The organism is Citrobacter sp. wls706, assembly GCF_005281305.1.
Classification (GTDB): domain Bacteria; phylum Pseudomonadota; class Gammaproteobacteria; order Enterobacterales; family Enterobacteriaceae; genus Citrobacter; species Citrobacter werkmanii.
In genome coordinates this window covers 386,764-412,008 of record NZ_SZXG01000040.1, presented here as the reverse complement: position 1 = coordinate 412,008, position 25,245 = coordinate 386,764, and the positions used below count along the sequence as shown (strand labels likewise).

22 protein-coding genes are annotated in these 25,245 nt (G+C 53.1%); 9 read left to right on the top strand and 13 right to left on the bottom strand.

Features of this window, described 5'->3' with window-relative positions; all coding sequences use genetic code 11:
* Positions 1-17: 17 nt before the first annotated feature.
* The 9 genes from dam to FDW92_RS21965 all read right to left on the bottom strand — a co-directional run bounded on the left by dam (position 18) and on the right by FDW92_RS21965 (position 7,747).
* Positions 18-854, bottom strand: coding sequence for an adenine-specific DNA-methyltransferase (gene dam / locus FDW92_RS22005; RefSeq protein ID WP_042311945.1), 837 nt, complete (start codon positions 852-854; stop codon positions 18-20).
* Between the two features lie 117 nt (positions 855-971).
* A complete protein-coding gene (gene damX, locus FDW92_RS22000) occupies positions 972-2,267 on the bottom strand; it encodes a cell division protein DamX (RefSeq protein ID WP_042311943.1) in 1,296 nt (431 codons plus the stop codon).
* Positions 2,268-2,363: 96 nt separating this feature from the next.
* On the bottom strand, positions 2,364-3,452 hold the full coding sequence (aroB, locus tag FDW92_RS21995; protein ID WP_042311940.1) for a 3-dehydroquinate synthase: 1,089 nt from the start codon (positions 3,450-3,452) through the stop codon (positions 2,364-2,366).
* Between the two features lie 57 nt (positions 3,453-3,509).
* Positions 3,510-4,031 carry a shikimate kinase AroK gene (gene aroK / locus FDW92_RS21990; protein ID WP_003023552.1) on the bottom strand — a complete coding sequence of 174 codons (522 nt, stop codon included), beginning with the start codon at positions 4,029-4,031 and terminating at the stop codon, positions 3,510-3,512.
* Positions 4,032-4,436: 405 nt separating this feature from the next.
* Positions 4,437-5,672, bottom strand: a complete 1,236-nt coding sequence (hofQ, locus tag FDW92_RS21985; protein WP_170972956.1) for a DNA uptake porin HofQ — start codon at positions 5,670-5,672, stop codon at positions 4,437-4,439.
* A complete protein-coding gene (locus FDW92_RS21980; RefSeq protein ID WP_042311937.1) occupies positions 5,587-6,000 on the bottom strand; it encodes a HofP DNA utilization family protein in 414 nt (137 codons plus the stop codon). Before FDW92_RS21980 ends, hofQ begins: the two co-directional genes overlap by 86 nt.
* The gene (locus FDW92_RS21975; protein WP_042311934.1) at positions 5,990-6,445 is read right to left on the bottom strand and encodes a hypothetical protein; all 456 of its coding nucleotides are present in this window, start codon (positions 6,443-6,445) and stop codon (positions 5,990-5,992) included. The genes FDW92_RS21980 and FDW92_RS21975 overlap by 11 nt, the downstream gene beginning before the upstream one ends.
* A complete protein-coding gene (locus FDW92_RS21970; protein ID WP_042311933.1) occupies positions 6,429-6,968 on the bottom strand; it encodes a PilN domain-containing protein in 540 nt (179 codons plus the stop codon). The genes FDW92_RS21975 and FDW92_RS21970 overlap by 17 nt, the downstream gene beginning before the upstream one ends.
* A complete protein-coding gene (locus FDW92_RS21965; protein WP_042311930.1) occupies positions 6,968-7,747 on the bottom strand; it encodes a type II secretion system protein GspL in 780 nt (259 codons plus the stop codon). The genes FDW92_RS21970 and FDW92_RS21965 overlap by 1 nt, the downstream gene beginning before the upstream one ends.
* Before the next feature lie 120 nt (positions 7,748-7,867).
* On the opposite strand from FDW92_RS21965, the gene mrcA reads away from it, so the two are divergent.
* The gene (gene mrcA, locus FDW92_RS21960; protein WP_042311928.1) at positions 7,868-10,420 is read left to right on the top strand and encodes a peptidoglycan glycosyltransferase/peptidoglycan DD-transpeptidase MrcA; all 2,553 of its coding nucleotides are present in this window, start codon (positions 7,868-7,870) and stop codon (positions 10,418-10,420) included.
* 56 nt (positions 10,421-10,476) lie between these two features.
* Here the strand turns inward: mrcA and nudE are convergent, their stop codons facing one another.
* Complete coding sequence (nudE, locus tag FDW92_RS21955; RefSeq protein ID WP_038634868.1) at positions 10,477-11,037, bottom strand: ADP compounds hydrolase NudE; 561 nt, start codon at positions 11,035-11,037, stop codon at positions 10,477-10,479.
* Between the two features lie 322 nt (positions 11,038-11,359).
* Between nudE and igaA the strand changes: the two genes are divergently transcribed.
* The 4 genes from igaA (at position 11,360) to hslO (ending at position 15,541) form a co-directional block, all read left to right on the top strand.
* On the top strand, positions 11,360-13,495 hold the full coding sequence (igaA, locus tag FDW92_RS21950; protein WP_042311926.1) for an intracellular growth attenuator protein IgaA: 2,136 nt from the start codon (positions 11,360-11,362) through the stop codon (positions 13,493-13,495).
* Positions 13,496-13,557: 62 nt separating this feature from the next.
* The gene (gene yrfG / locus FDW92_RS21945) at positions 13,558-14,226 is read left to right on the top strand and encodes a GMP/IMP nucleotidase (RefSeq protein ID WP_042311923.1); all 669 of its coding nucleotides are present in this window, start codon (positions 13,558-13,560) and stop codon (positions 14,224-14,226) included.
* Between the two features lie 10 nt (positions 14,227-14,236).
* The gene (hslR, locus tag FDW92_RS21940; RefSeq protein WP_003837900.1) at positions 14,237-14,638 is read left to right on the top strand and encodes a ribosome-associated heat shock protein Hsp15; all 402 of its coding nucleotides are present in this window, start codon (positions 14,237-14,239) and stop codon (positions 14,636-14,638) included.
* 24 nt (positions 14,639-14,662) lie between these two features.
* Complete coding sequence (gene hslO, locus FDW92_RS21935) at positions 14,663-15,541, top strand: Hsp33 family molecular chaperone HslO (RefSeq protein WP_016157640.1); 879 nt, start codon at positions 14,663-14,665, stop codon at positions 15,539-15,541.
* A 102-nt stretch (positions 15,542-15,643) separates the two neighbouring features.
* Here hslO and FDW92_RS21930 read toward each other — a convergent pair whose 3' ends face one another.
* Positions 15,644-17,362: a DUF4153 domain-containing protein gene (locus FDW92_RS21930; protein WP_042311921.1), complete on the bottom strand. Its 1,719-nt coding sequence runs from the start codon at positions 17,360-17,362 to the stop codon at positions 15,644-15,646.
* Between the two features lie 378 nt (positions 17,363-17,740).
* On the opposite strand from FDW92_RS21930, the gene pckA reads away from it, so the two are divergent.
* Positions 17,741-19,363, top strand: a complete 1,623-nt coding sequence (pckA, locus tag FDW92_RS21925; protein WP_042311919.1) for a phosphoenolpyruvate carboxykinase (ATP) — start codon at positions 17,741-17,743, stop codon at positions 19,361-19,363.
* Between the two features lie 74 nt (positions 19,364-19,437).
* Here pckA and envZ read toward each other — a convergent pair whose 3' ends face one another.
* Positions 19,438-20,790 (bottom strand): two-component system sensor histidine kinase EnvZ, encoded by a 1,353-nt coding sequence (gene envZ / locus FDW92_RS21920; protein ID WP_042311918.1) that lies wholly within the window; start codon positions 20,788-20,790, stop codon positions 19,438-19,440.
* Positions 20,787-21,506: a two-component system response regulator OmpR gene (gene ompR / locus FDW92_RS21915; protein ID WP_096845086.1), complete on the bottom strand. Its 720-nt coding sequence runs from the start codon at positions 21,504-21,506 to the stop codon at positions 20,787-20,789. Before ompR ends, envZ begins: the two co-directional genes overlap by 4 nt.
* Before the next feature lie 225 nt (positions 21,507-21,731).
* Between ompR and greB the strand changes: the two genes are divergently transcribed.
* From greB to feoA, 3 genes are all read left to right on the top strand, one after another.
* Positions 21,732-22,205 carry a transcription elongation factor GreB gene (gene greB, locus FDW92_RS21910; protein WP_003023524.1) on the top strand — a complete coding sequence of 158 codons (474 nt, stop codon included), beginning with the start codon at positions 21,732-21,734 and terminating at the stop codon, positions 22,203-22,205.
* A 98-nt stretch (positions 22,206-22,303) separates the two neighbouring features.
* Positions 22,304-24,637: a Tex family protein gene (locus tag FDW92_RS21905; protein ID WP_042311915.1), complete on the top strand. Its 2,334-nt coding sequence runs from the start codon at positions 22,304-22,306 to the stop codon at positions 24,635-24,637.
* A 375-nt stretch (positions 24,638-25,012) separates the two neighbouring features.
* Positions 25,013-25,240 (top strand): ferrous iron transporter A, encoded by a 228-nt coding sequence (gene feoA, locus FDW92_RS21900; protein ID WP_003023519.1) that lies wholly within the window; start codon positions 25,013-25,015, stop codon positions 25,238-25,240.
* Positions 25,241-25,245: the final 5 nt, after the last annotated feature.

Genomic DNA, 25,245 nt, shown 5'->3' with positions numbered 1-25,245 from the left:
CCGCTTCTCCTTGAGAATTATTTTTTCGCAGGCGTTGCGACTCCTGGTTTATACAGCGCCAGCAGTTCGTTCACCTTTTTACGCGTGCCGCCATTGCTGCTGATGCTGCGCCGCACTTTGACCTGAAAATGTTTCGCTGCCCGGTACCACTCACGGGTATCGGGCGTGTCATGGTTCGAAATTAACACCGGGATCTGCTTACTGACCAGCTTTTCTGCCATCTCGGCCAAATGCGCCTGCTCTTTCGGACTAAAGCTGTTGGTATGATACGCGGTGAAATTTGCCGTCGCCGAAAGCGGTGCATAAGGCGGGTCACAATAGACTACGGAGTTGGTATCCGCACGGTCCATGCACTCTTCATAGGAGAGGCAATGGAACTCCGCATTCTGCGCTTTTTCAGCAAAATGGTACAACTCGGCTTCCGGGAAGTAAGGTTTTTTATAACGACCAAACGGTACGTTAAACTCACCGCGCAGGTTATAACGGCACAACCCGTTGTAACCAAAGCGGTTCAGATACAGGAATAGCACTGCGCGGCGGAATGGATCCTGGCAGGCATTAAATTCTTCCCGAAACTGGTAGTACACCTCAGCCTGATTAGTTTCTGGCATAAACAGCTCGCGCGAAGCCTGCACGTACTCATCGGTGCGGGTCTTCACGATGTTATAGAGACTGATGAGGTCGCTGTTGATATCGGCAAGAATATAACGAGAAAAGTCGGTGTTGAGAAACACCGACCCGGCCCCTACGAAGGGTTCAATCAGACACTCACCCTGAGGTAAATACCGTTTGATATCATCAAGCAGGGGGTATTTTCCCCCTGCCCATTTCAAAAAAGCGCGATTTTTTTTCATGCTGACTAACTAATTACACCTTCTCCGGCTGTGGAGAAAGCTCCGACAGCATCCTGCGCTTTAGTCTTTGTCCCGCAATTGGGCGAAACAGCAAACCATTGCAGAACATATCCTATCTTACTTCAAATCGGCCTGAACCTGGTGCAGCGGTTTTGCCCACGGATTTTTCGCCTGAATGTCGGCGGGTAACGTAGACACTGCACGTTTTGCATCTTCTTTAGACGCATACACACCCGTCACCAGAACATACCACGGTTGACCGTTGCGCGTCGTCTGATACACCACGTAGTTCTTCAGGTTTTCTTTCTTCGCCCAACCGTTCAGGTTGTCGTAGTTAGAAGAACTGCTGAGCTGCAGCGTGTAATGACTGGACGGCGCAGATTTTAACGCGCCAACATTCCCTGTGCTTTTCGCTCCGCCAGCAACAGGCGTTGCCGTCGCGGTTGGCGCAGGAGTTGCGGTCTGTGCAGGTGTCGTCGTCGCGGTTGCTTTCGGTTCTGCTGTCGCTTTTGGCGCAGCGGTTACCACAGGCGCTTTGGTTGTGGTCGTCGGCGCAGTCGCGGTTGGTTTTGCCTGAGCAACAGGTTTTGGCTCTGTCGTCGTCGCTTTCACCGTGGTCTGCGGTTTGCTCTTCGGCTCAATGACGGCCTGTTTACGTTCCTGGTGCGTAGCAGCAGGACGTTCAACCGTTTCCGTTTTCGCAGTCTGGCGCGCAGCAGTACCATTACGAACTGGTGCGACGGTCGCAGGTTCGGTCGGCAGCGTAGAGTTCACCACAACGTTGTTAACCTGCTCCTGACCTTGCGGTTGCGTCAGCGCATTGTTCAGATCGCCCTGCACTTCAACACGCTGCTGGCCTTCAGTTGCCGCAGGCGTCTGCCCTTGAGTTGGGGTAGAGGAAATCGGCGGCAAGGAAACATCCTGCTGGGTATTGCCCGCAGTCTGCTCTGCGCCCGTTGCAGGCGTATTCGTGTTCGCCTGATCCGTCGCATTGCTGCCAGAAAGATCGATGCTCTTCTCGCCAGACGCAGTCTGTTCACTGGAAGAAGATGAGGGGGCTTTCAGCGCAGAACCAATACCGATGATCAGAAGCAGCAGCACCAGAACACCGACACCCATCATCATATACTGACGAGAGGCAGGTTTACTGACCGCTTTCTTACGCTTGCGCGGACGACGTTCTACACGCTCTTCATCCACCGCATCGTCATCAGATTCATAGTCTTCCTCGATGTCCCGCTCTTCTTCACGCTCTTTACGTGCGCGCGCAGGACGGCGATCGTCAGCATCCAGATCAACATCATCAAAATTGATTTGCGGCTCATTATCGCGTTCAGACGATTGACGAGAACGACCAGTACGACGATCGCTGGGATCGGGTTTCAGCTCGTCTTCTGGTTTGAATTCATCCATTTAACACCCCACTCAAAGGTTAATGCTTACAACTTTGCACGTAACCTGAAGCTAAAAGACCTACGTTTTGCAACGTACGTCGGACCTTTCTTGTTGTTACGCCTGCTGGCAATCAGCAATAGCGTTAAGAACCACCTCGTGCGACACTCCGCCGCGCACTTCACTCTTCCCTATTGCCCGCGGAAGCACTAAACGAATCTCTCCCGCTAACACTTTTTTATCTCGCAGCATGTGCGGCAAATAAGCCTCGGTAGACATTTCACGCGGCCCATTAACCGGTAAGCCTGCTCGCTGTAGCAGCGTAATAATGCGCTGCGTATCCGCGGAGGTAAACTGACCCAAACGTTCTGACGTACGAGCAGCCATTACCATACCTGCTGCGACGGCTTCACCATGTAACCAATTGCCATAACCCATTTCAGCTTCGATTGCATGGCCGAACGTGTGTCCCAGATTCAGTAAAGCACGTAAGCCCATTTCGCGCTCGTCTGCTGCGACAACTTCTGCTTTCAGCTCACAACAACGGCGAATACAGTACGCCATTGCCGGACCGTCCAGACGCAATAACGCGTCCAGATTGTCTTCCAGCCAGTTGAAAAACTCACCGTCAAGAATGATGCCGTATTTGATGACTTCCGCCAGCCCCGATGCCAGCTCACGCGCAGGAAGCGTTTTCAGGCAATCGAGATCCACCACCACGGAGGCTGGTTGGTAAAACGCGCCAATCATGTTTTTACCGAGGGGATGGTTTACGGCAGTTTTGCCGCCAACGGAGGAGTCGACCTGCGACAAGAGGGTTGTCGGGACTTGAATGAAACGAACACCGCGCTGATAACTGGCTGCCGCAAAACCGGTCAGATCGCCAATCACGCCGCCGCCAAGTGCGACTAACGTGGTATCACGACTGTGCGGTTTTTGCAGTAACGCGGTGAAAACCGTGTCCAGAACCGTCAGGCTTTTATACTGTTCGCCATCGGGAAGGATAACGCTATCAACGTTAACACCCGCCTGTTCAAGTACGCCGCGAACCTTATCGAGATACAGGGGAGCCAGGGTTTCGTTGGTCACCAACATAACCTGATCGCCCGATTTCAGCGGTAAGAATGAAGCTGGCTCATTGAACAAACCAGCCGCGATGGTGATAGGGTAACTACGTTCCCCGAGAGTGACTGTGATCCTCTCCATTACGCGACATCCACCTTAGTTACTTGTACCCGCAGACGAGTGTGTATTCGGCCAGAATTAGTTGCTTTCCAACATATGAATAATCTGGTTTGCTACGACTTTTGCGCTCTGATCGTCAGTGCGAATGGTCACGTCTGCAATCTCTTCGTACAGAGGATTGCGTTCGTCAGCCAACGCTTCCAGAACTTCACGAGGCGGTGATTCTACCTGCAGCAGCGGGCGTTTCTTGTCACGTTGAGTACGCGCAAGTTGTTTTTCAATTGTCGTTTCAAGATAGACCACGACGCCACGCGCGGAGAGACGGTTACGTGTTTCACGTGATTTTACAGAGCCACCGCCAGTTGCCAGCACAATACCCTGTTTTTCCGTCAACTCGTTGATGACTTTTTCTTCGCGATCACGGAAGCCGTCTTCACCTTCTACATCGAAGACCCAGCCCACATCAGCTCCGGTTCGTTTCTCAATCTCTTGATCAGAATCGTAAAATTCCATATTGAGTTGTTGAGCTAACTGCCGCCCAATAGTGCTTTTTCCGGCACCCATAGGCCCAACCAGAAAGATATTGCGTTTCTCTGCCATTTTTTCGGTACTACTAAGACTATTCGTTAATGGTAAACCCGCTTCGCAGACACCCAGCGCAGCAGGACATGAACTGAAACCTCATAAGATATTGCGAGAGTCAGACTGAAAATTATCTCAATACTCAAGCGGGTTTGGCAACTGAATAAATCACCAAACCCTACGCATTTCTGGTCGTGACAGGCATGCAGCCCTGCAAACATCAGACCTGGCGACATATCGCGCAGTCAAATGACGGCTAAATAAGCCTATGACACACCACCAGAAAGGCAAAGCGTATTCATTGCCGCACAAGTAAAGAAAAGTACCGACGCTCAAATCGGTACTCCTTGTATGCTAAATACACCCCCACGTCAAATCCCTGAAACGTGTTCAGTGCAAAAACAACGGTTTTTCATGCATAAGTTATTCCGTTGACACCAGTCTGGGCGTAATAAAGACCACTAACTCCCGACGTTCATCTTCTTTTCCATCGTGACGAAAAAGAGAGCCAAGCCAGGGGATGTCGCCTAACAACGGCACGCTGTCAGCCGCAGATTTATTTTTATGTGAAAAAATGCCGCCCAGCGCGATCGTCTCTCCACTTTTTACCTCAACCTGTGTTTCAATTTCCTGCTTATCGATAGCCAGAACTTCACCATCAGCTTGTTGTAGCACCTGCCCGGGAACATTCTGGCTAATATGCAGTTTCAACCTGATTCGACCTTTCTGCAAAACAGTGGGCGTAACCTCCATCCCCAGGACCGCTTCTTTAAACTCGACGGATGTCGCCCCGCTTTCTCCGCTGGAGACCTGATACGGGATCTCGCTGCCCTGCTTAATACTGGCAGGTTGCAGATGAGAAGCCAGTAATCGCGGGCTGGCGATGATATCAAGCTGCTGTTTTTGCTCCAGTGCCGACAACTCCAGTTCCAGTAACCGACCGTTAATACGACCAATATTAAATCCCACACGGGATGTCGCCGCGGGCACCGAAAGATCGCTGGCAAGCGTGGTGACATTCCCCACCGCCCCCGGTTGTTGCGCGTCAGCCAGCGACCATTTAACCCCCAGCTCGCGCAAACTTTTTTCATTAATCGTGACGATATGCGCCGCCAGTTCGACCTGTTCAACGGGTAGATCCATTTGCGCCACCCATTTTTCCAGCGCGTTAAGCACCACGCTATTATCACGCAGCAGTAAGCGGTTGGTTCGTTTATCAACCGTCATGCTGCCTTTGCCGCTCAGCAGCTTCTCTCCAGCTTTTGCCAACTCGGCGGCGTCAGCGTATTGCAAAATGATGTTGCGTTGTTCCAAAGGCAGGCTGGCCTGAATCCGCGCCTGTTCATTTTCCTGGCGGGCCGCATTTTCACTCTGCCATTGCACAGAATGCACATGCAGAATGTTGCCCTCCTGACGTAGCACCAATCCGGCGCTTTTCACGACCGTTTGCAATGCCTGCTTCCAGGGCACATCGGTCAGATGAAGTGACAGCACCCCGCCAACATCCGGTGAAACCACCAGGTTTTTCTTTTCTTGTTCCGCCAGGGCCTGCAAAACCTGCACAACAGGCACATCATCCACCACCAGCGTTACGTTTTGCGGTTTTCCCGCCAGCTCGCCGGGCACCACGACCAGCAGCATCATGGCTATCCATCTCATCCATCGATTCATTTATCGCTCCCTGTCGTTGCCACTGCCATTGAGCAGGCTCGCAGCTTTTCTCTGTGTTGAGAGTTAAGCTTTCAGCCGTTATCTGCGAAATCGTCCAACCGTTTTTCAGGACGTCGTTTCGCTCAACTCGCCGCCATTTGTGCAGCCCATCCTGCACGATGCCGATCGGTCGCTCACCCACGCTCACCATGCCCTGATAGCGCCACGTCGACAGCTCGGCTATCTGGCAAGGGTCTTCCGGCGGTAAGAAGGGATTGCGCATACCGGTCAGGATCAGCACGCTAATGCACGCCAACAGCCAGCGTTCAACCGTCATTCAGATGTTCCAGCTGTAGCGTTAACAGCAGTTCAGCGCCTTCTACACTGAGAGAAAACCGGCTGACGTTCATCCCTTGTTCCGCCAGTTGGGCAAACATCGGCGGGATAGCATCCCACGCTGGCCTCAGCGTCATCTCCCCGCCCTTAATGGTGGGTTGCCAGTGAACAAGACGTGCAAGGGGGGTCTGAAACAGCAGCGGGGAAAACGGAGTAAACGTTTCTTCAGACTCTCCTGGCGATGATGCCAGCAAATACACGTTTCGCCATTGCGTCTGAATGGCGGCACGCTGCTGGTTCAGCGCCTGTTGTTGCATACCCCGCTGCCTGGCGGCGGGGTAAAGACATAGCGCTACCATCATAAGCAGCCCTAAAATCCAGCCGCATGCGCACATAAATCGAAAGCGCGGCGACTGCGCCAGCCAGGCATCACAGAGCGTTATCATGCGTGTCACTCCGCGTCAGACGATAGTGGAATTGCCAGCGCCCTTGGGCATCCTGCTGCGTTTCGCCGGGGCGATTTAACGCAAACCACGGCTGCTGGCGTAATTGAGTTTCCAGTGACTTAAGGGCGGCAAAGCTCAACGTATTTCCGGTCAGCTCCAGCGTCCCTTGCTGCCAGGTCATTTTGGTTAACCACGCCTGTTCCGGGAGTAATTCCGCCAGCTGTTGCAGAATCTGTTGCCAGCTTTGGGTCTGGTCACGCTGTTTGTTTCGCGCTTGTACCTGTTGCCATTGTTGCAGACGCTGCTGCAAACGAGGCTTTAGCGCCGTCAGCGCCGCTATGCGTTCATTTTCAGCCTCTACCAGCAGGAGTTCGACCCGGTTTTCCATGCTAAAAACACTGTAATAGATTAACGTCACGCCAATGCTCAGCAGCAGCGAAGCGCTAAAGAAGACACCCCAGAAGCGCAAACAGGCATACCGCCGTGTCTGACGCCAGGGCAGAAGATTGATGGTCGCTATCATCAATACGTTCCTCCCATGGCCAGCCCCAATGCAATGGCAAAGCGGTGACTTTGCGGTGGAATTGGCGGCTGGCGAACGGACACGACATTTAAAGGATCGAATCCGCTGGGGTCGCATAGCGCAATGGCTGCCGGGGAAAGAGATAACGTCGCGGCGAGTTCGTCGAGACGGCTAATATCGCTCGTCAATTTTCGCCCCCATGACGAGCGGGTCGCCCATAGCCACTGGGTATCATCACGCCATACCAGACACTGTTGATCTTCGGGTAAATAAGGAATAAATCGTTGTAAGGCGCTGGCGTCCGGCGTAATCGCTTTAACCTGTACTTTCAGCGTTTGTATTAACGTCAGCAGCGTTGAAATCTCTTTGCTTTGCGCGGCGGTGACGTTAAACGCCGGGCTCAACGTGTCTTCGCTATAATCAAAATGCAGCGCATCCGGCGACATATCCAGTTCACGCGCCATCGAACCGGACAACCATGCGGTTTGCTCTGGTTCGCGCAAGGCCATTGCCGGACGAGGGAACTTTTTTTGTAACGTCCTGTTGGCGGGAAAGGAGAGGTGAATATGATGTCGGCGAGGAAGCTCACGGCTCCACGGCAGTAGCGTTGCGACAAGCTGTTCAGGCTCGCGAATGTGGCCATCAACGATAACCTTAGGTGCCAGCGGCATACGCCACCAGCGCTGTAGAAACCAACCGGTCGCGTCGCGAACGACAGCGGCAGCCAGCGCTTCATGTTGCTGAATATGCAGACCAATTTTCCAGATATTGAAAGCCATTGCTGATGATCTCCGTATCACCCGTTGCTTTAACGGGTATATCAATGCGTCTGGCTTGCCTTTATACTACCGCGCGTTTGTTTATAAACTGCCCAAATGCCACTAAATGGGAAATCTCCAGTGAAGTTCGTAAAGTATTTATTAATCCTTGCAGTATGTTGCATCCTGCTGGGAGCAGGCTCGATTTATGGCCTCTATCGCTATATTGAGCCGCAATTACCTGACGTCGCGACGCTCAAAGATGTGCGTTTACAGATCCCGATGCAGGTTTACAGCGCTGACGGCGAGCTGATCGCGCAATATGGCGAGAAACGTCGAATCCCGGTCACGCTGGATCAGATGCCGCCAGTGATGGTCAAAGCTTTTATCGCCACAGAAGACAGCCGCTTTTATGAGCACCACGGGGTAGACCCGGTGGGGATCTTCCGTGCGGCCAGCGTCGCATTGTTCTCCGGTCACGCTTCACAAGGGGCGAGTACTATTACCCAGCAGTTGGCGAGAAACTTCTTCCTGAGCCCGGAACGTACGCTGATGCGTAAGATCAAAGAAGTGTTTCTGGCGATCCGCATTGAACAATTGTTGAGTAAAGATGAGATCCTCGAGCTGTATCTGAACAAGATCTACCTGGGGTATCGCGCCTATGGCGTGGGTGCTGCCGCACAGGTCTATTTCGGTAAGACGGTCGATCAGCTCAGCTTAAGTGAGATTGCAGTGATTGCCGGTCTGCCAAAAGCGCCGTCAACCTTCAACCCCCTCTATTCGATGGACCGGGCCACCGCGCGACGTAACGTCGTGCTGTCGCGTATGCTGAGTGAAAACTACATTACGCAGGCCCAGTACGATCAGGCGCGTAATGAAGCCATTGACGCCAACTACCACGCGCCGGAAATCGCCTTCTCTGCGCCGTATCTGTCTGAGATGGTGCGCCAGGAGATGTATAACCGCTATGGCGAGAAAGCCTATGAAGACGGGTATCGCATCACCACCACCATTACGCGCAAAGTGCAGCAGGCGGCTCAGCAGGCAGTACGTAACAACGTGATGGATTACGACATGCGCCACGGCTACCGCGGCCCGTCAAACGTGCTGTGGAAAGTGGGCGAAGGCAGTTGGGACAGCAAAAAAATTACCGATACGCTGAAAGCGCTGCCAACATATGGGCCACTGTTGCCGGCGGTTGTCACCAGCGCCAATCCGCAGGAAGCCATTGCCGCGCTGGCGGATGGTACGTCAGTGTCATTACGGATGGATGGCATGCGCTGGGCGCGTCCTTACCGCTCGGATACCCAGCAAGGTCCGACGCCGCGTAAAGTGACAGATGTGGTACAGGCCGGTCAGCAAATCTGGGTACGCCAGGTTGGCGATGCCTGGTGGCTGGCGCAAGTGCCGGACGTTAACTCCGCTCTGGTTTCTATTAATCCGCAAAACGGCGCGGTGCTGGCGTTGGTGGGTGGTTTTGACTTCAACCAGAGCAAGTTTAACCGTGCAACCCAGGCGCTACGCCAGGTGGGTTCCAACATCAAACCATTCCTCTATACCGCCGCGATGGATAAAGGTCTGACGCTGGCGAGTATGCTCAACGACGTGCCGATCTCCCGCTGGGATGCCGGTGCCGGTTCCGACTGGCAGCCGAAGAACTCACCGCCGCAGTATGCTGGTCCTATCCGTTTACGTCAGGGTCTGGGCCAGTCGAAAAACGTGGTGATGGTCCGTGCCATGCGCGCCATGGGCGTGGATTACGCGGCAGAGTATCTGCAACGTTTCGGCTTCCCGGCACAGAACATTGTGCACACCGAGTCGCTGGCGCTGGGTTCCGCCTCGTTCACGCCAATGCAGGTGGCGCGCGGTTACGCGGTGATGGCGAACGGAGGTTTCCTGGTCGATCCGTATTTCATCAGTAAGATCGAAAGCGATATGGGCGGCGTTATCTTCGAAGCGAAGCCAAAAATTGCCTGCCCGGATTGTGATATCCCGGTGATTTATGGCGATACCCAGAAATCTAACGTGCTGGAAAACAGCAATGTAGAAGATGTCGCTGTCTCGCAGGAACAGCAGAATGCCGCCGTGCCTATGCCGCAGCTTGAGCAGGCGAATCAGGCGTTGGTCGCGCAAAGTGGAACGCAGGAGTACGCTCCGCACGTGATCAACACGCCGCTGGCCTTCCTGATTAAAAGCGCGCTGAACACCAATATCTTTGGTGAACCAGGCTGGATGGGAACTGGTTGGCGTGCCGGTCGCGATTTACAGCGTCATGATATCGGCGGGAAAACCGGGACCACCAACAGTTCGAAAGATGCATGGTTCTCCGGTTACGGGCCAGGCGTAGTGACGTCAGTATGGATCGGCTTTGATGATCATCGCCGCAATCTGGGTCACACGACAGCTTCCGGGGCGATCAAAGATCAAATCTCCGGCTATGAAGGCGGCGCGAAGAGCGCACAGCCTGCGTGGGATGCTTACATGAAATCCGTGCTGGAAGGAGTGCCTGAGCAGCCGTTGACGCCGCCGCCGGGTATTGTGACAGTCAATATCGATCGCAGTACCGGTCAACTGGCGAGCGGCGGTAACAGCCGTGCAGAGTATTTCATTGAAGGTACTCAGCCAACGCAGCAGGCGGTACACGAGGTAGGGACAACCATTATCGATAATGGTGAGACACACGAACTGTTCTGATCAAAAAAGGCGCTTCGGCGCCTTTTTTATTGTTTGTGTATTTAGTGGGATAGATATTAAAGCCGGCCCTGCCCTTTCAGCCATTCGCGTACGAGGAACAACGCGCTCACATTGCGCGCTTCGTGGAAATCAGGATCCTCCAGCAAATCCATCATATGCGCGAGTGGCCAGCGTACCTGCGGTAATGGCTCAGGTTCATCCCCTTCCAGCGATTCAGGATAAAGATCCTCTGCCACCACAATGTTCATCTTGCTGGAGAAATAAGACGGCGCCATGCTGAGTTTCTTCAAAAACGTCAGATCTTTCGCGCCAAATCCCACCTCTTCTTTCAGTTCCCGATTCGCCGCCTCAAATACGCTTTCACCGGGATCAATTAATCCTTTGGAAAAACCCAGTTCGTATGACTCGGTCCCGACCGCGTATTCGCGAATAAGGATCAGGTGGTCATCCACAATCGGCACAATCATTACCGCTTCACGCGTGGAGGGCCGCATACGTTCATAAACGCGGCGTACGCCATTGCTGAACTCAAGGTCCACGCTTTCGACCTTAAACAGCCGGGATTGGGCGACGGTTTCCACTTTCAAAATCGTGGGTTTTTGTAATGATTTGCTCATTGTGAGGATCTTTGCTGTGAAATCTGGGGTCATTGTGCGATATACCGCACGGTTTCGGCAACGTGAATTGCCGTTTATTTACATTTATGTAACGTACTAAAAGTTAATCCCTATTTCAAATTAAAAGTCAATAGGTTGAAATAACTCCAGGAATTTGCTGATATTCCATTTTTAGTGATTTTGCTATGATTCGCATTTACTGGGCTGCGCTTTAAGATGCTCAAGTTCAACTCCACACTTGCCGATAGCCAACTAAAGAATCACGAATATTGAACAGGGTGCGACTGACCACGCCTGACAGACTAAGTAAGATGGGGAAAGCATGAGCACCATTCTGATTTTTTTAGCTGCTTTGCTGGCCTGCTCATTGCTCGCAGGGTGGCGACTCAGAACGAAATCCAGACGGAAAAATTTACCCTTGAGCAACGTCTTTTCAGACGCCGCGAAGCGTAAACTTACGCCTGAAGAACGCAGCGCTGTCGAAAACTATCTCGAAAACCTGAGTCAAATTCAGCAAGTACCAGGTCCAACGGGCGCCAGCTCTGCGCCGGTATCGTTAACGCTGAATGCCCAAAGTAACAGCGTCATTGTGCTTACGCACGCGATTACACGTTACGGCATTACCACCGACGATCCTAACAAATGGCGCTATTATCTTGATTCCGTTGAGGTGCATTTGCCGCCTTTTTGGGAACAATACATCAATGACGAAAACAGCGTTGAGCTGATCCACACCAATACGTTGCCGCTGGTTATTTCGCTAAACGGCCACACGCTGCAGGAATATATGCAGGAAGCGCGTGGCTATGCGTTGCAGCATACCGCCTCTACCCAGGCGTCCATTCGCGGTGAAGAAAGCGAACAAATCGAACTACTGAATATTCGTCAGGAAACCCATGAAGAATATGCGCTCAGCCGCCCTTCTGGATTACGCGAAGCGTTACTGATCGCCGCATCATTCCTGCTGTTCTTTTTATGTTTAATCATCCCGGATACGTTTGTGCCGTGGGCAGTCGGTGGCGCGGTGCTGTTGCTGGGTGCAGGTCTGTGGGGGCTGTTCGCTCCGCCATCTAAAACTGCCCTGCGAGAAATTCATTGTCTGCGCGGGACGCCGCGTCGCTGGGGATTGTTTGGCGAGAACGACCAGGAGCAAATTAACAATATCTCTCTGGGTATTATTGATCTGATCTATCCCCCTCACTGGCAGCCATACATTGCGCAGGATCTCGGTCAGCAAACGGATATCGATATTTATCTCGATCGCCACGTTGTTCGCCAGGGGCGTTTTTTATCCCTGCACGACGAAGTTAAAAATTTCCCGTTGCAACACTGGCTACGCAATGCCGTTATCGCAGGCGGTTCGCTGCTGGTGCTGCTGATGCTACTGTTCTGGATCCCGTTAGATATGCCGATAAAATTCACGCTTTCGTGGATGAAAGGTGCACAGACTATCGAAGCCAACAGCGTGAAACAGCTTGAGAACGCGGGCGTCCGCGTGGGGGACACGCTACACCTGAGCGGCACAGGTATGTGTAACATTCATACCCAAGGGAGCTGGAATACACAGCCCGCCACGCCGTTCATGCCTTTTGATTGCACGCAAATTATCTGGAATGACGCGCGCGCGCTACCGCTTCCTGAATCCGATCTGGTGAATAAAGCCACCGCGCTCACGCAGGCCGTAAACCGCCAGTTGCACCCCAAACCGGATGATGATTCCCGCGTCAGCGCGTCGTTACGTTCGGCAATCCAAAAGTCCGGCATGGTGTTACTGGACGATTTTGGTGAAATTGTCCTGAAAACAGCCGATTTGTGCGCAGCCAAAGATGAATGCGTACGCTTAAAAAATGCGCTGGTTAACCTCGGTAACAGTAAAGACTGGGCTGCGCTGGTGAAACGCGCTAACGCCGGAAAACTGGATGGCGTAAACGTGTTGTTGCGTCCAGTAAGCGCAGAGTCGCTAGATAATCTGGTGAATACCTCTACGGCGCCGTTTATTGCTCGCGAGACAGCGCGTGCGGCCCAGGCGCTGAATAGCCCTGCCCCTGGCGGTTTTTTGATTATCAGCGACGAAGGCAGCGATCTGGTGGATCAGCCCTGGCCGTCGACCTCTCTGTATGACTACCCGCCGCAAGAACAATGGAACGCCTTCCAGCGTCTGGCTCAGATGCTAATGCAAACACCATTTCGCGCGGAGGGGATTGTCACCAATATCTCTACCGACGCTAACGGTACTCAGCACATTGGCCTGCACCGAATCCCGGATCGTTCAGGATTATGGCGCTACCTTGGCACGACGCTGCTGATGCTCTCCATGCTCGGATGCACTATCTATAACAGCGTTCAGGCATTCAGACGCTACCAGCGCCATCGTTCGCGCATCGCGGAAATTCAGAGCTACTACGAAAGTTGCCTCAACCCAACGCTGATTGACGACCCGGAAAGCCTGATTCGATAACACGCTCGCGCGCCAGGATATGCTACCCTGTCGCGCATCATGTTTTCTTCTGGGGAGTTTCCATGCATATCAATATTGCCTGGCAGGATGTCGACACCGTGTTGCTGGATATGGACGGCACGCTACTCGATCTGGCATTCGACAATTATTTCTGGCAAAAACTGGTGCCGGAAACCTACGGCGCGAAGCAGGGCATCTCTCCCCAGGAAGCCCAGGACTATATTCGCCAGCAGTATCATGCCGTGCAGCATACGCTAAACTGGTACTGCCTGGATTACTGGAGCGAGTGCCTGGATCTGGATATTTGCGCCATGACAACGGAACAAGGACCACGCGCCGTTTTGCGTGAAGATACCGTACCGTTTCTTGATGCTTTGAAAGCCAGCGGCAAACGCCGTATTTTGCTTACCAACGCACATCCGCATAATCTCGCGGTAAAACTAGAGCATACCGGTCTGGCCTCGCACCTTGATTTATTACTTTCCACCCACACATTTGGTTATCCCAAAGAGGATCAGCGGTTATGGCACGCTGTGGCTGAAGAAACGGGAATGAGTGCAGAGAAGACGCTGTTTATTGACGATAGCGAACCCATTCTCGACGCCGCTGCTCTGTTCGGCATTCGTTACTGCCTCGGCGTAACCAATCCCGACTCAGGTATTGCGGAAAAACAGTACGCACGCCATCCGTCATTGAATGACTACCGCCGACTGATCCCCTCACTGATGTGAAGGAGACGCCATGAAAGAAAAGCCCTCTGCTGAAGTCAGGCTGGATAAATGGCTATGGGCTGCGCGCTTTTATAAAACGCGTGCGCTGGCCCGCGAAATGGTTGAAGGCGGTAAGGTGCATTACAACGGCCAGCGCAGTAAGCCGAGCAAAATTGTCGAGCTGAACGCCACCCTCACCCTGCGCCAGGGAAATGACGAGCGAACGGTCATTATCAAGGCCATTACCGAGCAGCGTCGCCCGGCCACGGAAGCCGTTACGCTGTATGAAGAAACCGCGGAAAGCGTGGAAAAACGCGAAAAAATGGCGCTGGCGCGTAAACTTAACGCGTTAACCATGCCGCACCCGGACAGACGACCGGACAAGAAAGAACGCCGCGACCTGTTACGATTTAAACACGGCGACAGCGAGTGACTGTCACCTGCAAGAGAGATGATTATGCCGCAACATGACCAATTACATCGTTATCTGTTTGAAAACTTTGCCGTGCGCGGCGAGCTGGTGACCGTTTCGGAAACCCTGCAACAGATCCTCGAAAACCATACTTACCCGCAGCCGGTCAAAAACGTGCTGGCTGAACTACTGGTTGCCACCAGCCTGCTCACCGCTACGCTGAAGTTTGCTGGTGATATCACCGTTCAGTTGCAGGGCGATGGTCCGCTGAGCCTGGCCGTCATCAACGGCAATAACAACCAGCAGATGCGTGGCGTGGCCCGCATGCAGGGTGATATTCCTGAAGGCGCGGATCTGAAAACGCTGGTAGGCAACGGCTACCTGGTGATCACCATTACGCCGGAAGAAGGCGAGCGTTATCAGGGTGTGGTCGGTCTGGAAGGCGACACGCTGGCCGCCTGTCTGGAAGATTACTTCATGCGTTCTGAACAGCTACCGACTCGTCTGTTTATCCGAACTGGCGACGTCGATGGCAAACCCGCCGCTGGTGGGATGCTGCTGCAGGTGATGCCGGCGCAAAACGCGCAGGCAGATGATTTCGATCACCTCACCGCCCTGACCGAAACCATCAAAACCGAAGAGCTGTTGACGCTGCCAGCTAACGAAGTACTGTGGCGTTTGTACCACGAAGAGGAAGTCACTCTCTACGATCCGCAGGACGTTGAGTTCAAATGTACCTGCTCACGCGAACGCTGCGCAGGCGCACTGAAAACGCTGCCGGACGAAGAAGTGGACAGCATTCTGGCGGAAGAAGGCGAGATCGATATGCACTGCGATTACTGCGGTAGCCACTATCTGTTTAACGCTATGGATATTGCTGAGATCCGCAGCAACGCTTCTCCAGCAGACCCACAGGTCCATTAATCACCGTCTTGCGTGATGGCGCTTATCTGGCCTACGGAAAACTATTGTAGGCCGGATAAGGCGTTCGCGTCGCCATCCGGCAAAACGCTATCGGCAAGAAGATCACTCGTTGTAATAATTCATCTGCAATCGGGTGCCATCAATAGTGATATCCCGCCAGATTCTGGGGGCTGAAGCCAGTTGATGGTTCGCCACCGCCTGCAGTAATTTATCCTTATTGAATCCTTCAGGAAGCTCGGCAACCGCTAACAGATCCCATTTATTTTCCTGCAAACCGAAAACCAGACTCACCCCATCGCCAAAGGCATACAGCACCTGTTCAGGCTTACCATCCGCATTGAGGTCCTGATCGACCAGCACGCATGTGTTCTCCTCAACGCAGGAGGTAATACGGTAGCTCTGCCCTTTGACATACGTCCAGAAGCTCTCATCAGGTTGCTTGCTACCCGGTGCGATCGTCACTTTCGGCGCTAACTGAGTGGCACTCAGATCCTGAATGGGATCGCGACTTCCTTGCAGCAGAGAATTCAAGTCGCGTCGGCGCTTACTGTCCTGATTAAACGCCACATCTTTTTGTAATGCTTCCAACGCGGCACGTCCCGGTTTTCCGCTGCGATCCAACATATACAGGCTGACCTGATCCGGCTTAATTTTCCCGCTGTGATACCGCCCCATATGGCTGTTGACGCTGATGCGCCAGGCATCAATAACCGGCGACGACAGCAGAATCAACAGCCCCAACGCCAGTAACGAAACACAAAGAATCACCTGCCCCTGAAACGCAAGCGGATTCCGCCCACGGCGTAAAATGCTCGCCAGATAACCAAACGCCCAGACCAGCAGCACGCAGACCACCAGCACACCATGTAAACGCTCGGGCGTCCAACCGTACTGCTGAATTCGCACCCACAATGCCCAACCGGCGATCAGCATATAGATGGGCGCGACAACCAGAGAACATTTGATCAGGTAGCGCAACGCGCCAGGATAAGGAAGCGCCTCTTTTTGCGGCTCACGCACGATAGCCATCAACAACAGCAGGAGCAGCGTCAGCGTTGACATCAACCCAGCCGCAGACACCCGCTGCGAGATAGCCTCCAGTCCAGTGAAAGGCAAGGTCAGCATAAACATCAGCGCCAGCAAAGCGACCAGGGGCAGCAGGCCAGTGGCGATAAACGTCAGCAGCTTTTGTACTGCGACGACCAGACGCGACTGCGTGCGGGCTAACACGACCGCCAGAGCCGTGATCAATCCTACCGCGACATACACAAACCAGTCGGTTTCAAAGAACAGCGTTTTAAAAAAGGTAATCCCGACCAGCTCAAACATCTCACTCCACAGCAGGAGCACCAGCCAGAACAAGCCATTAGAAATAAAGACGATCAGTAACGTCAGCGCGTTAAGCCACAAGCTCGTATAAAACTGCGCATAGCGCGTCTGCTGACGGGATGCCTGGAGCGAGTACTGAATCCACGGCAAAGCCAGCATCGCCATCAGCAGTAATCGCCAGCCGTAGAGCATAAAAATATCATTTTGCCGCCACCTGTCGCTGCCCTCGATTTGCCACTTTAGCCAGACGCTCATCGCCAGCACGACAACAAAGATCAGCGCCATCCAGAACCACAGCACACGCTGTTTGAAAGAGACCACGGTGAGTAGAAGCGCCGAAGAGAGGGCAATTGTCGCGGGCATGCCGTAGAACAGCCAGCCGTCGTTATGCGGCACAAGATACGTCATTAGCAGGTAGCACAATATCCCCTGAAGCAGGCCGATGGATATCATGCCCCAGCGAGTTGTGCGTGAAAGTTTAACACTATCCATGTCGTCATCCAGAATGAAGAGAAAAGGTAATTATCGCATCAACTTCACAATTTTGAGCATTGATGGACCGGATTCAGACCACCGCCACGGGAAGTGAATCGATATTGTTTATGTATGAGTTACGTATTTTTCTTACGTGAATGCGATTACACTCACAAGATTCCCGCCAAAAACACTCTCTATTAACGTTTTAAGAACATTTTCCACAACAAAAAAGGGTTTCCTGCCATAATATCTGCCTCTTTGTGACAGGAGTCGCAGCGCATTCGGTCGCCCGTGGTTTTGCCGGATGCGTAAATCTATGAGCCTTGTCGCGGTTAGCAATCCCAAAAAAACCTTACTATTCCAGGTAATACATATTGGCTAAGGAGCAGTGAAATGCGTGTGAACAACAGTTTAACCCCGCAAGATCTCAAGGCTTATGGTATCAATGACGTTCAGGATATCGTTTACAATCCCAGCTACGACCTATTGTATCAGGAAGAACTTGATCCAAATCTGGAAGGTTATGAGCGTGGCGTGTTAACGGATCTGGGCGCCGTTGCTGTTGATACCGGTATCTTTACCGGGCGTTCGCCGAAGGATAAGTACATTGTCCGCGACGACACCACGCGAGATACGCTGTGGTGGTCAGACAAAGGTAAAGGCAAGAACGACAACAAACCGCTCTCCCCGGAAACCTGGCAACATCTGAAAGGGTTAGTCACCCAGCAACTCTCTGGCAAACGCCTGTTTATCGTTGACGCGTTCTGCGGCGCTAACGCCGATACCCGTCTTTCCGTGCGCTTTATTACCGAAGTGGCCTGGCAGGCGCATTTTGTCAAAAATATGTTCATCCGCCCAAGCGACGAAGAACTGGTTGATTTTAAACCTGATTTTATCGTAATGAACGGCGCTAAATGCACCAACCCGCAATGGAAAGAGCAGGGTCTGAACTCAGAAAACTTCGTGGCATTCAACCTGACTGAACGCATTCAGTTGATTGGTGGTACCTGGTACGGCGGCGAGATGAAAAAAGGGATGTTCTCCGTCATGAACTACCTGCTGCCGCTGAAGGGCATCGCCTCTATGCACTGCTCGGCAAACGTCGGGGAAAAAGGTGATGTGGCGGTCTTCTTTGGCCTGTCCGGCACCGGTAAAACCACGCTGTCCACCGACCCCAAACGCCGCCTGATCGGCGATGATGAACACGGTTGGGATGACGATGGCGTGTTTAACTTCGAAGGCGGTTGCTACGCCAAGACCATCAAACTCTCTAAAGAGGCCGAGCCGGAAATCTACAACGCGATCCGTCGTGACGCGCTGTTGGAAAACGTCACTGTGCGCGGAGATGGTTCCATCGATTTCGACGACGGTTCCAAAACCGAGAACACCCGTGTTTCCTACCCGATTTATCACATCGAGAATATTGTTAAGCCGGTGTCAAAAGCGGGTCATGCCACTAAGGTTATCTTCCTGACCGCCGACGCGTTTGGCGTGCTGCCGCCGGTTTCTCGCCTGACCGCCGATCAAACGCAGTACCACTTCCTGTCTGGCTTTACCGCTAAACTGGCCGGTACCGAGCGTGGCGTCACTGAACCGACCCCAACCTTCTCTGCTTGCTTTGGCGCAGCATTTCTGACGCTGCACCCAACGCAGTACGCAGAGGTGCTGGTGAAACGTATGCAGGCGGCAGGTGCGCAGGCGTATCTGGTTAACACCGGCTGGAACGGTACCGGTAAGCGTATCTCCATCAAAGATACTCGCGCGATTATCGACGCCATTCTGAACGGTTCACTGGACGACGCAGAAACATTCCGTCTGCCAATGTTTGACCTGGCTATCCCAACCGAACTGCCGGGTGTGGATACTCGTATTCTCGATCCGCGTAATACCTACGCGTCACCGGAGCAGTGGCAGGAAAAAGCCAATGCACTGGCGAAACTGTTTATCGAGAACTTCGAGAAGTACACCGACACCCCAGCAGGTGAAGCGCTGGTTAGCGCCGGGCCGAAGCTGTAATTGACGTTGCCGGATGGCGGTTTCGCCTTATCCGGCCTACAACAACAAAAAGGGAGGCATTTCGCCTCCCTTTTTTATGCGTCTTTCGTGGTGCCCTGCGCACGAGTGAAGGGCACCGGAAGCCAGGCGCGAATCGACAACCCACCCCGCTCGCTGGTGCCAATTTCCAGCATACCGTTATGGTTATCGATAATACGCTGCACAATCGCCAGCCCCAGACCCGTACCGCTGGTACTACGCGCGCTGTCCCCGCGGACAAACGGCTGGAACAGATGTTTACGCTGCTCCGGCTTGATACCTGGACCATCATCTTCCACCTGGAACCAGGCGCGATGCGGCTCCATACCGCTACTGACCTTAATCCAGCCGTTACCATAGCGGGCGGCATTAACCACCATATTGGCAACCGCACGCTTGATCGACAGCGGATGCATCTTCACCTGAATGTTGCCCGGCAGCAGCGCAGTCTCAATTTCACGCTCATAGCCGCTTTCCGCCGCGACCACTTCGCCTAACACCGAGTTCAGATCTGCCATCTCCATCGGCATCTCCTGACCGGTACGCAGATAATCGATAAACTGCTCGATAATAGCGTTACACTCTTCGATGTCCTTATTGATGGATTCTGCGAGATAACCGTCTTCCTCGCCCATCATTTCCGTCGCCAGACGGATACGCGTCAGTGGAGTACGTAGATCGTGGCTCACCCCTGCCATCAGCAATGTACGGTCATCGGCCAGTTGCTTCACGCCTGCCGCCATATGGTTAAAGGCACGGGTAACAGAACGCACCTCAGAAGCGCCATACTCACGCAACGGCGGCGGAATAATACCTTTCCCTACCTGCAACGCCGCATGTTCAAGATCCACCAGCGGTCGGTTCTGAATACGAATAAATAGCCATGCGCCGCCAATGGCCAGCAGCATGATCGCCAACGTATAGCGGAACAGCGGCGAGAAATCACCCTGATGGATTTCAGTGAGCGGCACACGTACCCAGATATTGGGCGACAGCCAGGTTTTCAGCCACACGACCGGCGAGCTTTTGTTGACCTCAACGCGGACTTCTGTCGGGCCACCCAACTGCTGCGCCATCTGATGACTTAAGAATTCATAGTGTTGCGCCCAACGCAGTCCGGCCTCTTCAGCGGCCTCGTTGGAATAGAGGGAAATACCCAACTCACGATAAATTTCCCGACGAAACGCGGGAGGCACCACCAGTTGTGTACCGTCCTCCAGCTGCAGTTTATCGGTCATCAGCATACGAACTTCGTAGGCCAGGACCTTATTAAACTGCTGGAGGCTCGGCAAAATCGCGAAGTTCAGCACGACCAGATAAGTCGTCACCAGGCTGGCAAACAGCAAGGTGACGATGAGCAATAATGTGCGGGCAAACGAACTTCGTGGCGAGAAGCGCATTCGCCTCATGCTTTAGAACCGTCCGGAACAAAAACGTAGCCCAGGCCCCATACGGTCTGAATATAACGCGGATGCGCCGGATCTTCTTCCACCATACGGCGCAGACGAGAAATCTGTACGTCGATAGAACGTTCCATCGCCGAGTATTCACGACCACGGGCCAGGTTCATCAGCTTGTCGCGAGACAGCGGCTCACGCGGGTGGCTTACCAGCGCTTTCAGTACCGCAAACTCCCCGCTGCTGAGCGGCATCGGCTCATCTTCGCGGAACATTTCACGCGTACCGAGGTTCAGTTTGAACTTACCAAAGGCAATAACCGCTTCTTCCTGAGAAGGTGCGCCCGGCAGTTCGTTCGCCTGACGACGCAGTACGGCACGAATACGCGCCAGCAGTTCACGCGGGTTAAACGGTTTCGGAATGTAATCGTCAGCGCCGATTTCCAGCCCTACGATACGATCAACTTCTTCACCCTTCGCAGTCACCATAATGATCGGCATCGGGTTGCTTTGGCTGCGCAGGCGACGGCAAATAGACAGGCCGTCTTCACCCGGCAGCATTAAATCCAGCACCATCAGGTGGAAGGACTCACGGGTCAGCAGACGATCCATCTGCTCAGCGTTTGCGACGCTTCGAACCTGGAAGCCCTGCTCGGTCAGATAACGTTCCAGAAGCGCACGTAAGCGCATGTCGTCATCGACCACCAGAATCTTATAGTTCTCTTGCATTGTTATTACTCCCAAAGGTTCGCAACAATTAAGTGTATATTCTTAAGAAAGCTCACGTGAGTCACCAGCGAATTCTGGTATGAATTCCAGGCTAAATTGTTACAAAGCATATTAAACAGCAGCTTAAGTATACAATGTTTCTCGCAATACATTATTTATTCTGTTGATATGCTCACGTAATACTAATTGTGCGCATCATCACAGAGTCGAAGGTAAAACAATAAGATGAAAACGCCCCTGATAACCCGTGAAGGGTATGAAAAACTCAAACAAGAGCTGAATTATCTCTGGCGTGAAGAGCGCCCGGAAGTCACCAAAAAGGTCACCTGGGCCGCAAGTCTGGGCGACCGCAGCGAAAATGCCGACTACCAGTATAATAAAAAGCGCCTGCGCGAAATCGACCGCCGCGTCCGTTATTTGACCAAGTGCATGGAAAATCTGAAAATCGTCGATTACTCCCCGCAACAGGAAGGCAAAGTCTTCTTCGGCGCATGGGTCGAGATTGAAAATGACGATGGCGACATCCGCAAATTCCGCATTGTCGGCTACGATGAGATCTTCGGTCGTAAAGATTACATCTCTATCGATTCGCCAATGGCGCGGGCGCTGCTGAAAAAAGAGGTCGGCGATCTCGCGGTAGTAAACACCCCTGGCGGCGAAGCCAGTTGGTACGTAAACGAGATCGAATACGTGAAGTGAGACCGGAACAATCCGAAGCCCCCGTAGATGACTGGCATTTTTGCCAGTCAATCCGTATAACTATCCCCTGATTTTTTATCCTATAGACGAAGCTATCCATGATGAATGATTCTTTCTGCCGCATTATCGCAGGTGAAATTCAGGCTCGTGCTGAACAGGTAGAAGCTGCCGTTCGCCTGCTTGATGAAGGGAACACCGTGCCGTTTATCGCACGTTATCGTAAGGAAATCACCGGCGGTCTGGACGATACGCAATTGCGTAATCTGGAGACCCGTCTGGGATATCTGCGTGAACTGGAAGACCGCCGTCAGGCGATACTGAAATCTATCGGCGAGCAAGGCAAATTGACCGATGATCTGGCGAATGCGATCAACGGTACGTTAAGTAAGACCGAACTCGAAGATCTCTATCTGCCGTACAAACCCAAGCGCCGCACCCGTGGGCAAATCGCCATTGAAGCCGGGCTGGAGCCGCTGGCTGATCTGCTGTGGAACGACCCCTCCCACGACCCGGAAACGGAAGCCGCAAAATACCTCAACGCCGAAAACGGCGTGGCGGACACCAAAGCCGCTCTCGACGGCGCGCGCTACATCCTGATGGAGCGTTTCGCAGAAGACGCCGCGCTGCTGGCAAAAGTTCGTGATTACCTGTGGAAAAACGCGCATTTGGTTTCTACCGTGGTCAGCGGTAAAGAAGAGGAAGGGGCGAAGTTCCGTGACTATTTCGACCACCATGAACCGATTTCTACCGTGCCATCCCACCGTGCGCTGGCCATGTTTCGTGGTCGTAACGAAGGCGTGTTACAGCTTTCTCTGAATGCCGACCCGCAATTCGATGAGCCGCCAAAAGAGAGCCACGGCGAGCAGATTATCCAGGATCATCTGGGACTGCGCCTGAATAACGCACCTGCCGACAGCTGGCGTAAAGGCGTTGTGAGCTGGACGTGGCGCATCAAAGTGCTGATGCACCTTGAAACCGAGCTGATGGGTACCGTGCGCGAACGTGCGGAAGATGAAGCGATTAACGTCTTTGCCCGCAACCTGCATGACCTGCTGATGGCCGCTCCAGCCGGACTGCGCGCCACAATGGGCCTCGATCCGGGTCTGCGTACCGGGGTAAAAGTGGCTGTGGTTGACGGTACCGGCAAACTGGTCGCTACCGATACCATTTATCCGCATACCGGTCAGGCCGCCAAAGCCGCCGTCGCCGTTGCGGCGTTATGTGAAAAATACAACGTTGAGCTGGTGGCGATTGGTAACGGTACGGCGTCGCGCGAAACCGAGCGTTTCTTCCTCGATGTACAGAAACAGTTCCCGCAAGTCACTGCGCAGAAAGTAATCGTCAGCGAAGCCGGCGCATCAGTGTACTCCGCTTCCGAGCTGGCGGCGCTGGAGTTCCCAGACCTTGATGTTTCGCTGCGTGGGGCGGTGTCTATCGCCCGTCGTCTGCAGGATCCGCTGGCTGAGCTGGTGAAAATCGATCCGAAATCTATCGGTGTGGGCCAGTATCAACACGACGTCAGCCAGACGCAGCTGGCGCGTAAGCTGGATGCGGTAGTGGAAGACTGCGTAAACGCCGTCGGCGTTGATCTGAACACCGCCTCCGTACCGCTGCTGACCCGCGTGGCGGGCCTGACACGCATGATGGCGCAAAACATCGTGGCCTGGCGTGACGAGAACGGCCAGTTCCAGAACCGCCAACAACTGCTCAAAGTCAGCCGTCTGGGGCCTAAAGCCTTTGAGCAGTGTGCGGGATTCCTGCGTATCAACCACGGCGATAACCCGCTGGATGCCTCTACCGTTCACCCGGAAGCGTATCCGATTGTGGAACGCATTCTGGCCGCCACCGAGCAATCGCTGCGCGATCTGATGGGCAACAGCACAGAACTGCGTAATCTGAAAGCGTCCGACTTTACCGACGAACGTTTCGGGGTACCAACCGTCACCGACATTATCAGAGAGCTGGAAAAACCGGGCCGCGACCCGCGTCCTGAATTCAAAACCGCACAGTTTGCTGACGGCGTAGAAACCATGAACGATCTGCTGCCAGGAATGATTCTGGAAGGGGCTGTCACCAACGTCACCAACTTCGGCGCGTTTGTCGATATCGGCGTACACCAGGACGGTCTGGTGCACATTTCTTCACTGTCAAATAAGTTCGTCGAAGATCCACACACCGTGGTGAAAGCGGGTGATATTGTGAAGGTAAAAGTGCTGGAAGTAGACCTGCAGCGTAAGCGTATCGCGCTGACTATGCGTCTGGACGAGCAGCCAGGTGAAACCAACGCGCGCCGCAGCGGCGGAAATAGCGATCGTACTCAGGGCAATCGTCCGGCACCAAAAGCCGCGAAACCTCGTGGCCGTGACGCTCAGCCTGCGGGCAACAGCGCGATGATGGATGCGCTGGCAGCGGCAATGGGTAAAAAGCGCTAAGTTTGGATCATGTGCCGGATAGCGGTGTAAATACCGTATCCGGCATATTTACTATATTATCTTCTCTCTTCCTCATTATATTTATCACTTCATTAACAGATGAAACCTTAATTAAACATTAAGGATTTCAATAATTGCTAGCGCGAATCATTCGTCCCCAACCAGAATAAATATTGAGGAATATCAAAATTGGCTCAAATTATTATCTAATTGTACATTCCGTCACACTTATTCTATTGATGATAGAAACCATTCTCATTATCATTGGTTTGTTGATTATTTACTCTTTCCTTACGTTGGCTAATCATCTGGTCTCATGCCGCCCTGTCGCCCCATGAGGTAATCACCCAGTTAGCGAGATATAAGTAGGTCCCTATGCAATTCACTCCTGACAGTGCGTGGAAAATTACCGGTTTTGCCCGTGAAATCAGCCCAGCTTATCGTCAGAAACTGTTGTCACTTGGCATGCTACCCGGCTCATCCTTCAACGTGGTACGCGTCGCCCCGCTCGGCGATCCCATCCATATTGAAACGCGTCGCGTAAGTCTGGTATTGCGTAAAAAGGATTTGGCGTTATTAGAAGTGGAAGCGGTATCCTGTTAATACAG

Excerpts from the sequence above, each read along its gene's own strand:
- FDW92_RS21905 (WP_042311915.1), top strand. The coding sequence starts at position 22,304 with ATGATGAATGATTCTTTCTGCCGCATTATCGCAGGTGAAATTCAGGCT.
- FDW92_RS21980 (WP_042311937.1), bottom strand. The coding sequence starts at position 6,000 with ATGACGGTTGAACGCTGGCTGTTGGCGTGCATTAGCGTGCTGATCCTG.
- FDW92_RS21970 (WP_042311933.1), bottom strand. The coding sequence starts at position 6,968 with ATGATAGCGACCATCAATCTTCTGCCCTGGCGTCAGACACGGCGGTAT.
- dam (WP_042311945.1), bottom strand. The coding sequence starts at position 854 with ATGAAAAAAAATCGCGCTTTTTTGAAATGGGCAGGGGGAAAATACCCC.
- greB (WP_003023524.1), top strand. The coding sequence starts at position 21,732 with ATGAAAACGCCCCTGATAACCCGTGAAGGGTATGAAAAACTCAAACAA.
- pckA (WP_042311919.1), top strand. The coding sequence starts at position 17,741 with ATGCGTGTGAACAACAGTTTAACCCCGCAAGATCTCAAGGCTTATGGT.
- damX (WP_042311943.1), bottom strand. The coding sequence starts at position 2,267 with ATGGATGAATTCAAACCAGAAGACGAGCTGAAACCCGATCCCAGCGAT.
- hslR (WP_003837900.1), top strand. The coding sequence starts at position 14,237 with ATGAAAGAAAAGCCCTCTGCTGAAGTCAGGCTGGATAAATGGCTATGG.
- hslO (WP_016157640.1), top strand. The coding sequence starts at position 14,663 with ATGCCGCAACATGACCAATTACATCGTTATCTGTTTGAAAACTTTGCC.
- FDW92_RS21975 (WP_042311934.1), bottom strand. The coding sequence starts at position 6,445 with ATGATAACGCTCTGTGATGCCTGGCTGGCGCAGTCGCCGCGCTTTCGA.
- ompR (WP_096845086.1), bottom strand. The coding sequence starts at position 21,506 with ATGCAAGAGAACTATAAGATTCTGGTGGTCGATGACGACATGCGCTTA.
- nudE (WP_038634868.1), bottom strand. The coding sequence starts at position 11,037 with ATGAGCAAATCATTACAAAAACCCACGATTTTGAAAGTGGAAACCGTC.
- hofQ (WP_170972956.1), bottom strand. The coding sequence starts at position 5,672 with ATGAGATGGATAGCCATGATGCTGCTGGTCGTGGTGCCCGGCGAGCTG.
- igaA (WP_042311926.1), top strand. The coding sequence starts at position 11,360 with ATGAGCACCATTCTGATTTTTTTAGCTGCTTTGCTGGCCTGCTCATTG.
- feoA (WP_003023519.1), top strand. The coding sequence starts at position 25,013 with ATGCAATTCACTCCTGACAGTGCGTGGAAAATTACCGGTTTTGCCCGT.
- aroK (WP_003023552.1), bottom strand. The coding sequence starts at position 4,031 with ATGGCAGAGAAACGCAATATCTTTCTGGTTGGGCCTATGGGTGCCGGA.
- envZ (WP_042311918.1), bottom strand. The coding sequence starts at position 20,790 with ATGAGGCGAATGCGCTTCTCGCCACGAAGTTCGTTTGCCCGCACATTA.
- FDW92_RS21930 (WP_042311921.1), bottom strand. The coding sequence starts at position 17,362 with ATGGATAGTGTTAAACTTTCACGCACAACTCGCTGGGGCATGATATCC.
- FDW92_RS21965 (WP_042311930.1), bottom strand. The coding sequence starts at position 7,747 with ATGGCTTTCAATATCTGGAAAATTGGTCTGCATATTCAGCAACATGAA.
- yrfG (WP_042311923.1), top strand. The coding sequence starts at position 13,558 with ATGCATATCAATATTGCCTGGCAGGATGTCGACACCGTGTTGCTGGAT.
- aroB (WP_042311940.1), bottom strand. The coding sequence starts at position 3,452 with ATGGAGAGGATCACAGTCACTCTCGGGGAACGTAGTTACCCTATCACC.